Genomic DNA, 13,067 nt, shown 5'->3' with positions numbered 1-13,067 from the left:
GTCAGCGGTGTGCCTGCGCGTACGCCCTCGATCTCGTCATGTTTTTACGTCCCGGACCCTGTGTCGACAGCATCGGTGCAAGATAGTCTGAGCTCATGTTGATCAGATTTGGAGTGTCGAACTACCGATCCATCTGGGAGACGGCCGAGCTCTCAATGGTCGCGATCGATCGAGATCGGGAAGAGGCGCGTCCTGCGCCATTGCTTGGAGAGAGTCTTCTGCCGGTTGCGGCAGTGTATGGGCCGAACGCCTCCGGTAAGTCCAATTTTGTGGCAGCTCTTTCCTGGCTCCGTGACGCGATCCAGCATTCTCTGCGTTTCTGGGAGGATGAGATACCGATCGAGCTGTTCGCGTTCGGCGAGGGTCCCAGCTCCACGAGTGAGTTCAGTGTCGAGGTCACGATCAATGACGTCCGCTATGAATATGTCCTGGAGTTGCGGCGCGAGCGTGTTCTCTATGAGGGTCTCTTTCACTATCCGGAGAAGAAGCGGAGGCGCATATTTGAGCGTGAAGAATCGGAACTGAAGCTGCAGAGAGGCCTTGGCAGCCTGTCGGGGACGCGTGAACTTCTTACGGAGAGGACGCTGGCGCTCTCAGTCGCCCGGCGTTTCGACGAGCCGTTGGTGTCGGACTTCGCGCGAGAAATGCTGAGAATACAGAATCTCAGTCACACGCCCAGGCGCAGGTCGCCGGGATTCTACGGCGGGGCGTTCTCACGCCCAACTGTACGTTGGTTCGAAGAGGTGAACGACCAGGCCTTGCTCTTCACGGACGAAGACCTCGGGGTCATCGGATCTCGCCGGCAGGCGCTGGCGCTTCTACGTCTGGCCGACCTCGGCATCGAAGATGTGATCATAGATCATCAGGAAGTTAGCTTTCCTGACTCGGAGGTGCGCACGCAGCGCAGAGTTCGGCTGCTGCATACGACCGCAGAGGAGAGTGTGCCATTCGACTTGAACGTCGAGTCGGAAGGCACCAAAACCTGGTTCGCGCTGATCGGCCCGATCCTGACCGCGCTGAGGCAGGGCTCGGTTGTGCTCTTCGACGAACTGGACGCCAGCCTGCATCCAACCCTGTCCGCGGAGTTGCTGCGCATCTTCCAGAGCCCTGTGACCAATCCGCGTGGCGCCCAGCTGATCTTCACCTCTCATGACACGAGCCTTCTCAACCACTTGAACAGGGATGAGGTCTGGCTGACCGAAAAGCGCACCGATGGCTCAACCCGCCTCGGTGCGCTGGCCGACTTCGCCGGAGAACGCGTGCGTAAGTCGCAGAATCTGGAGAACGCCTACCTCCATGGCAGGTTCGGTGCTCTCCCGCAAGTGGATCAGACCCCTCTGCTGCGTGCGCTCGGATTGATCGGCTGATGGCCTCCAACGGACGGCGAAGAGGCGGAAGGCCGCTCAAGAGGACCGCCGAGAAGCGTCCCGAGCTTCGCACGATCATGGTCTTCTGTGAGGGCCGGAGTTCGGAGCCGGACTACATAAACGGCCTGAAGCGGCTGCCGCACATAGCCGACAACACCACGCTGAACATACAGATTCATCCCGAACAAGGTGTGCCGATCACGCTGGTCAGGAAGGCTGTGGAATGCGCAAGCGATCCGGAGATCGATGAGTGCTGGTGCCTCTTCGATGTCGAATGGCCGCGGAACCACCCCAACTTGGCGAAGGCGATTGATCTCGCGAGGTCGAATGGAATCAACCTCGCGATCTCCAATCCCTGCTTCGAACTCTGGCTGATCTTACATTTCGACAACTGTGGCGCGTTCATGGACACGGATTCGGCGGAACGCCGTTCCCGGTCGCTGGACGGCCGACCGGGCAAGAGTATCGATCCAGGCGTGTACATGCCTCTGCGGATGAACGCCGCCCGCTGTGCGGAGCGCCTTGACGCGCGTCACGCCGAAAATGGCACGATCTTTCCGCACGATAATCCATCTTCGGGCATGTACAAATTTCTGCGGAATCTCGAAGGCGAACAAGAGCGCTTTCGCGGGACGGGAAGGTGAGGTCTCAGGCGTCGGCGGCTTCGACGTCGGCGACCACGCACGAGATGTTGTCGGGCCCGCCGCCCTCGTTGGCCAGCTCGATGAGCCGGTGGACCGTCTCCTGCGGATCGGCGACGGTGGTGAGCACGTGGTGCAGCGCCTCGGGTTCGAGGACGGAGGTGAGCCCGTCGGAGCACAGCAGGTAGCGGTCGCCCGGGAGCGCCTCGCGTAGCGACAGGTCGGGCTCGGCCAGGCCGCTGGTCTCCAGCGCCCGCAGCAGCAGGGAACGGCGCGGATGGCGGGCGGCCTGGTCGGGGCTCATCCGCCCGTCGTCCACCAGCGACTGCACCAGGGTGTGGTCGCGCGTGATCTGGTAGAGCGCGCCGTCACGCAGCATGTACGCCCGCGAGTCGCCGACATGGGCCAGGGCGAACTTCCCGTGCCCGTCCCACAGCATCGCGGTGACGGTGGTGCCCATCCGTTCGAGCGCCGGGTCCTGCGCGGCGAGGTCACCCAGGTGCTGCCCCGCCTCCCGCACGGCGTCCGCGAGGACGGCGGCGGGGTCGGCCGGAGCCGGACCGTCCTCCAGCCTGGCCAGTGTGGAGATGACGGCCGCACTGGCGACCTCGCCGTGTCCGTGTCCGCCCATCCCGTCGGCGATGGCGAGCAGGCGCTCGCCGGCGTGCACCGAATCCTCGTTGTTGGCACGCGAGCGCCCGACATCCGACCCAGCGGCGTACCGAATACGGTTGTGCGTCATGGTTTTGAGTAAACCATTGGTTGAGTCACTTCACAAGCACAGTGCTAGGCTCGTGCCATGAGCCACGACGCCCAGGCGGACGACACGACGGACGCGACGGCGCGCCCGGCCGCCGCGAGCCCGCTCGAGGCGGCCGTCGAAGCGGCGGTCGAAGCGACCGTGAACGCGGGTGACATCGCCCGGCTCGCCGATGTCGGCAGGGCCGCGGTCAGCAACTGGCGCCGCCGGTACGAGGACTTCCCCCAACCGGTCGGAGGTACCGCCTCCAGCCCGCTTTTCTCGCTTCCCGAAGTGGAGGCGTGGCTGCGCAGGAACGGGAAGTCGTTCGAGGTGTCCCAGGGCGACCGCGTCTGGCAGCGGCTGCGCGCCTCGGCCGACGACCTGCGCCTGGGCGAGGTGCTGGGTGAGGTCGGGGCGTTCCTGCTCTACACGCTCCGCGATCCCGTCGGCTGGAAGCGGCTGTCCGCCACCCCCGGATTCGCCGCACGGCTCCGGGGCGCGGTGGCCGAGGCGACCGCCGACCTGCCCCGGCGCGCGGGGGACACGACGCAGGCCGAGCCCGGCCTGCTCCGGCTGGTCGCCGGGATGGCCGAGCGGAACGGCGCGGCCGGCACGTTCGAATTCCTCTGCGAGCGGTACGCCGAGGCGCACAGCCGCAGGCTGGCACTGACCCGGCCCGACGTGGCCGCCCTGATGACCCGGCTGGCCTGCCCGGGGGCGCGTACGGTGCTCGACCCGGCGTGCGGCATGGGCACGCTCCTGCTGGACGCCGCCGGGGCCGGTGGGGCGGGAGACGAGGCGCGGCTGCTCGGCCAGGACGCCAACGAGACGGTCGCGCTGCTCGCGGCGCTGCGGCTGCTGCTGCGCGGGCGGGACGCCCGGGTCGTCCCCGGGGACGCGCTGCGGCACGACGCGTTCTCTCCGGACCGGCCGGCGGACACGCTGGGAAACGCGCCGGGGGACGGGCTCGTGGACACGCTCGTGGACGCGGTGGTGTGCGACCCGCCGTTCAACGAGCGGGCCTGGGGCCACGAGGACCTCGTCGGCGATCCCCGCTGGCAGTACGGCATGCCCCCGCGGGGTGAGCCGGAGCTGGCCTGGGTGCAGCACTGCCTGGCGCACGTGCGGCCCGGCGGGCTGGTGGCCGTCCTGATGCCGGGCGCCGCCGCGAGCCGCCGCCCGGGACGCCGCGTCCGGGCGAACCTGCTGCGGACGGGCGCGTTGCGTGCGGTCTTCACGCTGGCGCCCGGGGGCCCCGACCTGTGGCTGCTGCGCCGTCCCGAGCCCGGGGAGCGGCAGCCCGGCGCGATCCTGGTGGCCGACGCGGGGGACGACCCGGCCTCCGCCGAGGCGGTCTGGCGGGCCCACCTCGCGAAGGCCGAGCTGCCACCTGGCGGCCGCACGGTCAGGATCATCGACATCCTCGACGACGAGGTGGACGTGAGCCCGGCGCGGCACCTGTCGCCCCGGGTCGACACACAGGGCTTTCCGGCGGACAGGGAGCGCTTCCGGTACGCGATCGCGGCGCTGGCCGACGACGTGCCCGACCTGGAGGTGCTCACCGGCGGCGCGGCGGGCTGGGACGCGTCGTGGGCGACCGTGGCCGAGATGGCCAGATCCGGGCTGGTCACCATCAGGCACTCGACGCTGCGGGCGCTACCCGCCGACGCCTCCGACGGCGAGGTGCCCGAGAGTGGTGTGCCCGACGGCGGTGCGCGCGAAGGTGGTGTGCCCGCCGATGCCCCTGACGGCGAGGTGGCCGAGGGTGGTGTGCCCGTGCTGACGGCCGACGACGTCGCGGCCGGGACGGCGCCGTCGCGGCGGATCCCGCGTGCCCCCGGCCTGGTCGTCGTGCGATCGGGAGACGTCGTGGCGTCGGCCGTCACCGCCCGGGTGGTCGCGGGGGAGGGGGCGGTCCTGGGCCCCCATCTCAGCCTTTTCCGCGTCGATCCCGGCAAGGTGGATCCCGAGTTCCTGGCCGGTTTCCTGCGCTACGCGGCGGGCGGCGGCCGGCCGCATCTGGGCAGCAGCCGCGTGGAGGCCCGCCGGGCCCGCGTCCCCCAGCTTCCCCTGGCCGTTCAGCGGGCGTACGGCACGGCCTTCCGGCGGCTGCTCGCGCTGGAGGACGGCCTGCGCGAGGCGGCCGCCGCGGGGGAGGCGCTCGCGCGGCTCGGCGTCGAGGGGCTGATCGACGGACGCCTCCGCCCTCGTGGATGACGCGGCCGGGAGCTTCCTGGCTGAGAGAGTCCTGTCCATCCGGCCGCCGAGCCCGACGTCGCGGGCGGATCCGGTAGCTTTTCCCCGATAGGCCGACTGGAGGGCGCATGGTCATCGGCGACCGGTATGAGCTGGACGACCTCCCTCTGGGGCAGGGCGGCATGGGCGCCGTGTACGGCGGGCACGATCGGCGGCTCGACCGCAAGGTGGCGGTGAAGTTCCTGCGGCTGCCCGACGGCCCGGACGAGGAGTTGCAGCGTCGCTTCATCCGTGAGGCGCGGATCCTCGCGAAGCTCGACCATCCGGGCGCGCCCGTGCTGTACGACTTCGGCACCTACGAGCAGCGGCTCTTCCAGGTCATGCAGTTCATCGACGGTGTGACGGTCGCCGATCTGCTGAGCGAGCACGGCCCGCTGCCGGTGCCGTGGGCCGCGGCGATCGCCGCCCAGGCGTGCGCCGTGCTGACCGCCGCACACGAGCTGTCGATCTGCCACCGCGACCTCAAGCCGACCAACCTCATGCTCTGCCCGGACGGCAGCGTGAAGCTGCTCGACTTCGGGCTCGCCATGCTGCGCGAGGCGGACGTCGCAGGATTGGCGGCGCAGTTCACCCGGATCGGGCAGATCCTCGGCACTCCGGCGTACATGTCCCCCGAGCAGATCCAGCGGGGTGTCGCCGGGCCGAAGAGCGATCTGTACTCCCTCGGCTGCGTGCTGCACGAGATGCTGACCGGCAACCAGCTGTTCACCGGGCCCACGGAGTACGCCGTGTTCGACAAGCAGGTGAAGGAACGGCCGCCCCGGGTTCCCGGCGTCCCCGCCGAGCTGGACCGTCTCATCGCCGAACTGCTGGAGAAGGAGCCGGACAACCGGCCGCCCGACGCGCACACGCTGTTCGAACGGCTGCAGCCGTTCGCGGTCGACCTGCCCCCGCTGCCCGGCTTCCTCAACCCGGCGTCGGTCCCCAGCCCCGGGCGCATGTACGCCCAGATGGTCGGCCGCGTCTGCTGAGAAGCCCGCAGAAAGGGCCCGCCGAAAGGGGTTCCTGAAGGGCCACTGAAGGGAGCCCCTGAGAGGTCCCCCGCACGGCCGGCCAAGGGTCCGCTCGACGAGCTCACGCGCGCCAGGCCGTCAGGACCCCCTCGACCCGGGGGCGGATCCGCTCGCGGGCCGTCATCCGCGGCGTCCCGGCCATCAGCAGCTCGTCATAGTCGGTGTCCAGGTGACGCACGCTCGCGATCACCGCGAGCGTGATGGCGTTCTCGTCCAGCACGCGGGCGGCGGCGGTGCGGCCCACCCGCCCGCTGCCGCGTACGGCGGCGTGCGCGGCGATGGCCTCGGCCCGCTCGGCCGGGCAACGGGGAAACAGACGGCGGATCTGCGCGGCCATCCTCGTCTGGAACTCGGCGTCCTCGTCGGCGCGGCGCTCGCGGTCGCGTTCGCGGCGGCGCAGCCGCGCCTCCTCGTCGGCCAGGCACTGCTCCTCGGCCCGCGTCAGCGCCTCCTCCTCGACCAGGACGCCCAGCCGCTCGTATCTCTTGCGCCGCCGGTTGAAGCGGACCACCACCGCGGACAGGCCGCTCTCCTTCTTGGCGCGGCGGCTCAGCGCCGCGTTTCCCGCCGGGAGGAAGCACAGGTGGTCCATGTCGGCGCAGGTCAGGCAGTGCGGCCGGTCGTCCTCCATGATCAGATACGGCCCGGTCTCCCCGCAGTCGGCGCAGGTCCACGGATCCAGTGGCGCGACCGCCACGAGGTCGGGGGCCTTGCTGTGCCGTTCGGTGATCTGCCGCCGCCGCGCATCGCTCAGCTCCGGAGACAGCCAGTGGACGCGGAACGCGCGCTCCAGGTCCTCCTCGCCCGCCGCCGTGAAGCGCAGCGGCCGCCGGTCGCGGGTGCCCGCCGTGTAAACCGCCTCGCTCTCCACCAGGTCGCGCGACAGGGCCCACGCGCGTAGATGCGACAGGGCCTCGGCCATCCGGCCGGTGTCCACGGCGGCCAGCCGTTCCAGGCTGTCGGCGCGGCCCTGCCGCCAGGTCTCCACATGGCGGTCGTGCAGCCACCGCAGGCCGGTGAGGACGTCGATCGGGGTCACGTACTTGCGGGTGGCCAGGGCGATCTCCGCCGCCTGGGCCACCCGTCCGCCGAGCTTGCTGCGCATTCCTCCAAGACTGCCCTATGCCGGCGTGCGCGTACGCCGGTTCACGGCGGCCAGCAGCCCCACGGCCGCCAGGCTGGAGATCGTGGCCGACCCGCCGTACGACACGAACGGCAGTGGCAGCCCCGCGACCGGCAGCAGGCCCATGGTCATCCCCACGTTCACGAACGTCTGGAACGCCAGCCAGCACACCACCCCACCGGCCACCGCCCTGCCGAACGGCGAGGGGCTTTTGGCCGCGATCCACAGGCCGCGCCACAGCAGGGCGAGCATCAGCAGGATCACGCAGGCGGCGCCCAGGAAGCCGAGCTCCTCGCCGGCGACCGTGAAGATGAAGTCGGTGTGCTGCTCGGGCACGAAGTGGCCCGCCGTCTGCTCGCCGTGGAACAGGCCCTTGCCGAGCAGGCCCCCGGAACCGATCGCGATCCTGGCCTGGGTGGCGTTGTAGCCCATGCCCATCGGGTCGGCGTCCGGGTCGGCCAGCACCATCAGGCGCTGGAGCTGGTAGGGCCGGATGAGGTCGAGCCGCCACACCAGGAGCAGCCCGGCGGCCCCGGCGGCGGCGAACGCCGCGAACCACCTTTTGGGCGCGCCGGCCACCACGATCATTCCGATGGTCAGCACCAGGAAGACGAGCGCGGTGCCGTAGTCGGGCTGCAGTGCGATCAGCCCGACCGGCAGCGCGGCGAGGCCCAGGGCGAGCAGCACGGCCCCGGCGCCCGGCCTGCGCTCGCCGTCGCGCGGCTCGCCCAGCGCCGTCGCGACCGCGAGGATCGTGGCCGCCTTGGCGAACTCGGACGGCTGGAACTGCAGCCCGTCGCCGAGCACGATCCAGGCGTGCGAGCCGTTGATCGTGCGGCCCAGCGGGGTCAGCACGGCGACCAGCCCGGCCAGCCCGAGCAGGTAGAGCACCGGGACGTAGGCCCGCAGCACCCGCAGGCCGATCCGTGAGACGGCCCACATGAGCACGAAGCCGATGGCCACGCTGAGCGCCTGCCGCTGCGGCAGCGTCGAGCCCGGTTCGTCGCGGGTGGCCGACCACACGAGCAGCAGCCCGATCGCCGACAACGCGGCCGTGGGCAGCACCAGCCCCCAGGCGGGGAAGAAGGCGAGGCGCGCCAACGCCCTGCGCCTGGTCGTCCGGCTCGCCGGCAGCCGTACGGACAGGGGGCCGAGCGCCGTCACCGCGCGCCTCCAAGGAGTCGAGCCGCGCCTGTCTGAGCCTTGCCTGTCTGAGCCTTGCCTGTCCGTGCCGAGACTGTCATCGCGCGCCACCCGCCCCGGCGAACGCGGCGGGTGCCAGGGAGGCGGATCGCGTCCCCCCGCCGTCCTTCTTATCCTTCTTGCTCTTCTTGTCGTGCTTCTTTTCGTCGTGCTTCTTCGCGTCATGGGTGAGGGCGGCGATGCCCTCCCAGATGTCGCGGGCGGCGGGGGCCGCCGTGGCCGCGCCCGTGCCGCCCTGCGAGACGACGACCACCACCACATACTTGGGCTTGTTCACCGGGCCGAAGGAGGCGAACCACGAGGTGTCCTGCCTGCCGTACGCCTCGGCGGTGCCGGTCTTCCCGGCGACCGGCAGGCGCCCGAACGGGTAGCCCTCGAACGCGCCCGCCGCCGTGCCCATGCGCGGCACGTCGGCGAGCGAGTCGCGGATGAACCGCAGCGTCTTGCGCGAGACGTCGATCTTCCCCGCCACGGGCGGGGTGATCGTGCGGACCACGGCGCCGTCGGGGCGTACGACCCGCTTGCCGATCCTGGGGCTGAAGACCGTGCCGCCGTTGGCGAGCGCGGCGTAGCCCCGGGCGAGCTGGAGCGGCGTCACCAGCACGTCACCCTGGCCGATCGAGAAGTTGGCCGCGTCGCCGGCCCACCAGACCCCGCCGGAGCCGCAGTTGTCGGCGGCGAGCGCCCTGAGGTAGGCCGCCCGCTTGCGGTCGGACATCTCCGGATAGCCGGTCTTGGCGCGGCGGCAGGAGTCCGCCTTGGTCCGCTCCCAGTTGGCCTTCTTCCAGGCGCGGCCGGGCACCCGTCCCTGAGCCTCGTGCGGCAGGTCGACGCCGGTGGGCGTGCCGAACCCGAACTCCCCGGCCATCGCCTGCATCGGGTCCTTCGGGTGTTTGACCGGCTTGAGCCCGCCGTCGCGCTGCCACATCTTCTCCGCGAAGCGGTAGAAGATCGTGTCACAGGACACCACCAGGGCCCGGTGCATGTCCATCCGGCCCAGTTCGGCGCTCTCGAAGTTGTGGAACACCCGGCCGCCGATCGTGTAGCCGCCCGGGCAGTCGTAGGAGGCCCGCAGCGAGTAGCCCGCCTTGGCGGCCGCGGCCGTCGAGGTCACCTTCCAGGTGGAGCCCGGCGGCCACTGCCCCTGCACGGCGGCGCTGACCAGCGGCAGGTCCTCGTAGTCGTGCTGGGAGATGCCCCCGGTCCACACGCCCGGGTCGTAGGAGGGATAGTCGGCGATCGCCGTCACCCGCCCGGTCTTGGCCTCCAGCACCACCACCGCGCCGCTGTCGGCGGGCTCGCCCCGCTTGCGCGCGGCGGTCACGGCCCGGGCCAGCGCCCGTTCTGCCAGCTCCTGGATGCGCGCGTCGATGCTGGTCACCAGCGTGTCCCCGGCCACGGCGGCCTCCTCGCGGATCAGTCCGGTGACCTTGCCCGTGCTGTCCACCGCCACCTCCCTGATCCCGGTGCGCCCGGCCAGCTCGCGGTCGTACTGCGCTTCGAGGCCGTCGCGGCCGATCAGCTCCGGGCCGCCCGCGGGGTCGTCGGGGGAGGGCGGCTGCAGGTAGCCGAGCACGTGCGCCGCGGCCGAGCCGAGCGGATAGGTCCTGACCGGCCGTAACGCGGTGCTGACGCCGGGGAACTCGTCCTGCCGCTCCGCGATCCACAGCGCCGTGCGCACGCTCACGTCGTCCGCGACGACGATCGGCTGGTACGGCGAGCCGGGCCAGCACGGCCGGGGCATGTCCCCGGCGCACAGCCGGGCCCGGTCGGCGATCTCCTGGTAGGGCCGTCCCAGGGCCCGGGCGAGCCGGGTCAGCACGTCCTTCCCGCCGTCGGGCTGGTGGATCAGGGCCATGTAGTCCACCGACACCTGCGGTTTGGTCTCGTTGGCCACCAGCGGCCGGCCGCGCACGTCGAGGATCTGCCCCCGCACCGGCGGCAGGACGACCGAGCGCGCCCGTGACTCCGTGGCCGCCCGGACGTACGACGGGCCGGTGACGATCTGCAGGTACCACAGCCGTCCGAGCAGGGTCAGTATGAGCGCGGTCACCACCACGAACACGAGCGTGAGGCGGCCCTGGGGCCGGGTGCGGCCCCGAACCAGCGGGGGCCGCCCGACGCTCCTACGCAAGGCGCCTCCCCCGCGCGTACGGGTCACGTGATCCACCCCGCGATCCGCCCCGTGATCCGCCCCGTGATCTCGGCACCCGCCCGAACGGCCGGCGGCGGGGCCGCAGGGCGAACGCCGCCGCCACGAGCGCGGCCAGGCCGACGGTCCAGGCGGCGGCGCCGGGCGTGAGGGCGGTGCCCCACGGCGTGCCGTCGAGCAGGGCCGCGAGCACGCCTCCGGCGAGCGTCGCGCCCAAGGCCACGACGGCGGCGACAGCGGCGCGCCGCCCGGCGGTGCCGTCCGCGGCGGCACGGGCGCACACCCACCCGGCAAGGCACATGACCAGGGCGAGCCGCCCTATGGTGTGGTCGGCGGGCGGCGCGATGTCGGCGGCCAGGCCCGCGGCGAACCCCAGGAACGCGCCCGCACCGCCCCTCGCGGCGCCCCGCTCCGGCAGACCCCCGGCCTCCGGCCCGGGCCGCAGATGCGGCGCGAGCGCGATGACGGCGACCAGCACGATGTCGGGGTGGCCACCGGGCAGCGACAGCCCGTTGACCACGGCGACCTGGAGCACCGGCGTGACGAGGACGACGAGCACGGACAGGACGATTGCCTTCATCACGCCGCCTTCGCCTTCTTCGAGTCGCTCTTCGAGTCGCTCTTCGGGCCGCCCTTCGGGGCGTCCGCGTCCGCGTCCCCGGCCCCGTCCCCGGCCGTGTCCTTGTCCGCGTCGCCCTCCGCGGTCCGGGCCGTGGTCGCGCCCCTGCCGGCGGACGCGTCGACCGCGTCCCCGTCCGCCTGCGGTCCCAGCACCACGGTGACGAGATCGAGCGCGGTGAACCGGGCGAAAGGACGCACGAGCGCGGTTCTGGTCAGCGCGTCCGGCGCGGGCTCGACCGTGGCCACCGTGCCGATCGGCACGTCCGGCACGTACGGCCGCATGTCGCGCGAGCCCAGCGTCACCACCCGGTCGCCGGGCTTCACGTCGGCGGAGGGGTTGAGCAGGCTCAGCCGCAGCAGGCCGCGCTCGGGGACGCCGGTCACCAGGCCGACCTCCCGCGAGCCCTCGAGCCTGGCCCCGATCGAGGCGCCGGAGGCTGTGGCGAGCTGGACCGTCGCCGTGCCGGGACCGGACCGCAGGATCCGGCCGACCAGCCCGTCGCCGTCGAACACGGTCATGTCACGGTCCACGCCGCTGTCGGAACCGGTGTCGACGGTGATCGTGCCGTCCCGGCCGAAGCCGATGACGTGGGCCGGCGCGACCCGGTAGCCGTCCGCCTGAGCGGGGGACGGGACCGTGCGGCGGGCGGCCAGCAGGTCGGCGCGCAGCCGGGTGTTCTCCCGTTCGAGCTCCTCCAGACGGCGCTCGCCCGACGCCCAGCGGACACCGGCGGACGCCGCGTCCTCCAGCCCGCCGTACACGGCCGACCCGAACGCACGCAGCGGTTCGAGCGGGGTGAGGGTGTCGGCCGCGATCAGGGCGACGGAGACGAGCGCCAGCAGCGCGGGCGCCCGGCGACCGGCGGCCCTCATCGACGCGTTTCGGGGAGGAACACGTCCTGCATGTCGTCGAAGCGCTCGACGCACCGGCCCGCGCCCAGCACCACCGACTGGAGCGGCTGGTCGACGAGGTGGATCGGCATGCCGACGGCCTTTCCGAGCCGTTCGGCCAGGCCGTCGAGCAGCGCGCCGCCGCCGGTCAGCACGATGCCGTTGTCGATCAGGTCGCCCGCCAGCTCGGCCGGGCACTGGTCCAGCGTGCTCTGCACGGCGTCGACGATCGTCTGGACCTGGTCCTCGATCGCCTCCCTGACCTGCGCCCGATTGATCGTCGCGGTCTTGGGCAGGCCGGTCACCAGGTCGCGGCCCCGGATCGGCAGCGAGACCTCGTCGTCGCCACCCGGCTGCGCGCTGCCCATCTTGATCTTGATGTGCTCGGCCGTGCGCTCGCCGAGCATCAGGGAGTGCTCCTTCTTGACGTAGTTGACGATCGCCTCGTCGAGCTCGTCGCCGCCGACCCGTACGGACTTCGACACGACCACCCCGCCGAGCGAGACGATCGCGACCTCCGTCGTGCCGCCGCCGATGTCCACGACCATGTTGCCGGTCGTGTCGCCCACGTTGAGTCCCGCGCCGATCGCCGCGGCCATCGGCTCCTCGATGATGTGGACGCGGCGGGCGCCCGCCTCGTACGCCGCCTCCCTGACCGCGCGCTGCTCGACGCTCGTGGTGCCGCTCGGCACGGCGACGACGACCCGGGGCCTGGCCAGGTAGCGGTTCTTGTGCGCCACCTGGATGAAGTGCCGCAGCATGCGCTCGGCCGCGTCGAGGTCGGCGATCACGCCGTCCTTGAGCGGGCGCAGCGTGGCGATGTGCGGCGGGGTCCGCCCGATCATCTCCTTCGCCGCGGTCCCGACCGCCACGATCCTGTCCGTGTGCAGGTTGATCGCCACCACCGACGGCTCGTCGAGGACGACCCCCTTCTTGCGCACGTACACGAGGGTGTTGGCCGTGCCGAGATCGACCGCCATGTCCCGGCCGAGCAATCCCCACGGGAAACCCATCGCCGACCAGCTTTCAGAGAGGAGGGAGAGCACGCGTGATCGCTG

At 71.5% G+C, this 13,067-nt stretch carries 11 protein-coding genes; 4 read left to right on the top strand and 7 right to left on the bottom strand.

The window, feature by feature from the left end:
* Positions 1–95 precede the first annotated feature (95 nt).
* On the top strand, positions 96–1,367 hold the full coding sequence (locus ACGFIB_RS28625) for an AAA family ATPase (RefSeq protein ID WP_393376231.1): 1,272 nt from the start codon (positions 96–98) through the stop codon (positions 1,365–1,367).
* Positions 1,367–2,011 carry an RloB family protein gene (locus ACGFIB_RS28620; protein WP_393376229.1) on the top strand — a complete coding sequence of 215 codons (645 nt, stop codon included), beginning with the start codon at positions 1,367–1,369 and terminating at the stop codon, positions 2,009–2,011. Before ACGFIB_RS28625 ends, ACGFIB_RS28620 begins: the two co-directional genes overlap by 1 nt.
* A 4-nt stretch (positions 2,012–2,015) precedes the next feature.
* Here ACGFIB_RS28620 and ACGFIB_RS28615 read toward each other — a convergent pair whose 3' ends face one another.
* On the bottom strand, positions 2,016–2,750 hold the full coding sequence (locus ACGFIB_RS28615) for a PP2C family protein-serine/threonine phosphatase (RefSeq protein WP_142571615.1): 735 nt from the start codon (positions 2,748–2,750) through the stop codon (positions 2,016–2,018).
* A gap of 57 nt (positions 2,751–2,807) precedes the next feature.
* Here ACGFIB_RS28615 and ACGFIB_RS28610 point away from each other — a divergent pair, with 57 nt between their 5' ends.
* Positions 2,808–4,967 (top strand): N-6 DNA methylase, encoded by a 2,160-nt coding sequence (locus tag ACGFIB_RS28610; RefSeq protein ID WP_393376228.1) that lies wholly within the window; start codon positions 2,808–2,810, stop codon positions 4,965–4,967.
* 107 nt (positions 4,968–5,074) lie between these two features.
* A complete protein-coding gene (locus ACGFIB_RS28605; RefSeq protein ID WP_142571613.1) occupies positions 5,075–5,977 on the top strand; it encodes a serine/threonine-protein kinase in 903 nt (300 codons plus the stop codon).
* 103 nt (positions 5,978–6,080) lie between these two features.
* Here the strand turns inward: ACGFIB_RS28605 and ACGFIB_RS28600 are convergent, their stop codons facing one another.
* The 6 genes from ACGFIB_RS28600 to mreB form a co-directional block, all read right to left on the bottom strand.
* Positions 6,081–7,124 carry a DUF2293 domain-containing protein gene (locus ACGFIB_RS28600; protein ID WP_393376226.1) on the bottom strand — a complete coding sequence of 348 codons (1,044 nt, stop codon included), beginning with the start codon at positions 7,122–7,124 and terminating at the stop codon, positions 6,081–6,083.
* A gap of 15 nt (positions 7,125–7,139) precedes the next feature.
* Positions 7,140–8,306: a rod shape-determining protein RodA gene (gene rodA, locus ACGFIB_RS28595; RefSeq protein ID WP_393376224.1), complete on the bottom strand. Its 1,167-nt coding sequence runs from the start codon at positions 8,304–8,306 to the stop codon at positions 7,140–7,142.
* 76 nt (positions 8,307–8,382) lie between these two features.
* A complete protein-coding gene (mrdA, locus tag ACGFIB_RS28590; RefSeq protein ID WP_393376222.1) occupies positions 8,383–10,479 on the bottom strand; it encodes a penicillin-binding protein 2 in 2,097 nt (698 codons plus the stop codon).
* Positions 10,472–11,077, bottom strand: coding sequence for a rod shape-determining protein MreD (locus ACGFIB_RS28585; protein ID WP_393376220.1), 606 nt, complete (start codon positions 11,075–11,077; stop codon positions 10,472–10,474). The genes mrdA and ACGFIB_RS28585 overlap by 8 nt, the downstream gene beginning before the upstream one ends.
* On the bottom strand, positions 11,077–11,991 hold the full coding sequence (mreC, locus tag ACGFIB_RS28580) for a rod shape-determining protein MreC (RefSeq protein ID WP_393376219.1): 915 nt from the start codon (positions 11,989–11,991) through the stop codon (positions 11,077–11,079). The genes ACGFIB_RS28585 and mreC overlap by 1 nt, the downstream gene beginning before the upstream one ends.
* Positions 11,988–13,022, bottom strand: coding sequence for a rod shape-determining protein (gene mreB / locus ACGFIB_RS28575; protein WP_393376217.1), 1,035 nt, complete (start codon positions 13,020–13,022; stop codon positions 11,988–11,990). The genes mreC and mreB overlap by 4 nt, the downstream gene beginning before the upstream one ends.
* Positions 13,023–13,067: the final 45 nt, after the last annotated feature.

Source organism: Microbispora bryophytorum, from assembly GCF_043197435.1.
Classification (GTDB): domain Bacteria; phylum Actinomycetota; class Actinomycetes; order Streptosporangiales; family Streptosporangiaceae; genus Microbispora; species Microbispora bryophytorum.
The sequence above is the reverse complement of the archived record's forward strand: the minus strand, read 5'-3'. Positions and strand labels throughout refer to the sequence as shown.

What these genes read in the sequence shown, in the direction of transcription:
- ACGFIB_RS28600 (WP_393376226.1), bottom strand. Translation starts at nt 7,124, where the DNA reads ATGCGCAGCAAGCTCGGCGGACGGGTGGCCCAGGCGGCGGAGATCGCC.
- ACGFIB_RS28585 (WP_393376220.1), bottom strand. Translation starts at nt 11,077, where the DNA reads ATGAAGGCAATCGTCCTGTCCGTGCTCGTCGTCCTCGTCACGCCGGTG.
- ACGFIB_RS28625 (WP_393376231.1), top strand. Translation starts at nt 96, where the DNA reads ATGTTGATCAGATTTGGAGTGTCGAACTACCGATCCATCTGGGAGACG.
- ACGFIB_RS28610 (WP_393376228.1), top strand. Translation starts at nt 2,808, where the DNA reads ATGAGCCACGACGCCCAGGCGGACGACACGACGGACGCGACGGCGCGC.
- ACGFIB_RS28615 (WP_142571615.1), bottom strand. Translation starts at nt 2,750, where the DNA reads ATGACGCACAACCGTATTCGGTACGCCGCTGGGTCGGATGTCGGGCGC.
- ACGFIB_RS28605 (WP_142571613.1), top strand. Translation starts at nt 5,075, where the DNA reads ATGGTCATCGGCGACCGGTATGAGCTGGACGACCTCCCTCTGGGGCAG.
- mreB (WP_393376217.1), bottom strand. Translation starts at nt 13,022, where the DNA reads ATGGGTTTCCCGTGGGGATTGCTCGGCCGGGACATGGCGGTCGATCTC.
- ACGFIB_RS28620 (WP_393376229.1), top strand. Translation starts at nt 1,367, where the DNA reads ATGGCCTCCAACGGACGGCGAAGAGGCGGAAGGCCGCTCAAGAGGACC.
- mreC (WP_393376219.1), bottom strand. Translation starts at nt 11,991, where the DNA reads ATGAGGGCCGCCGGTCGCCGGGCGCCCGCGCTGCTGGCGCTCGTCTCC.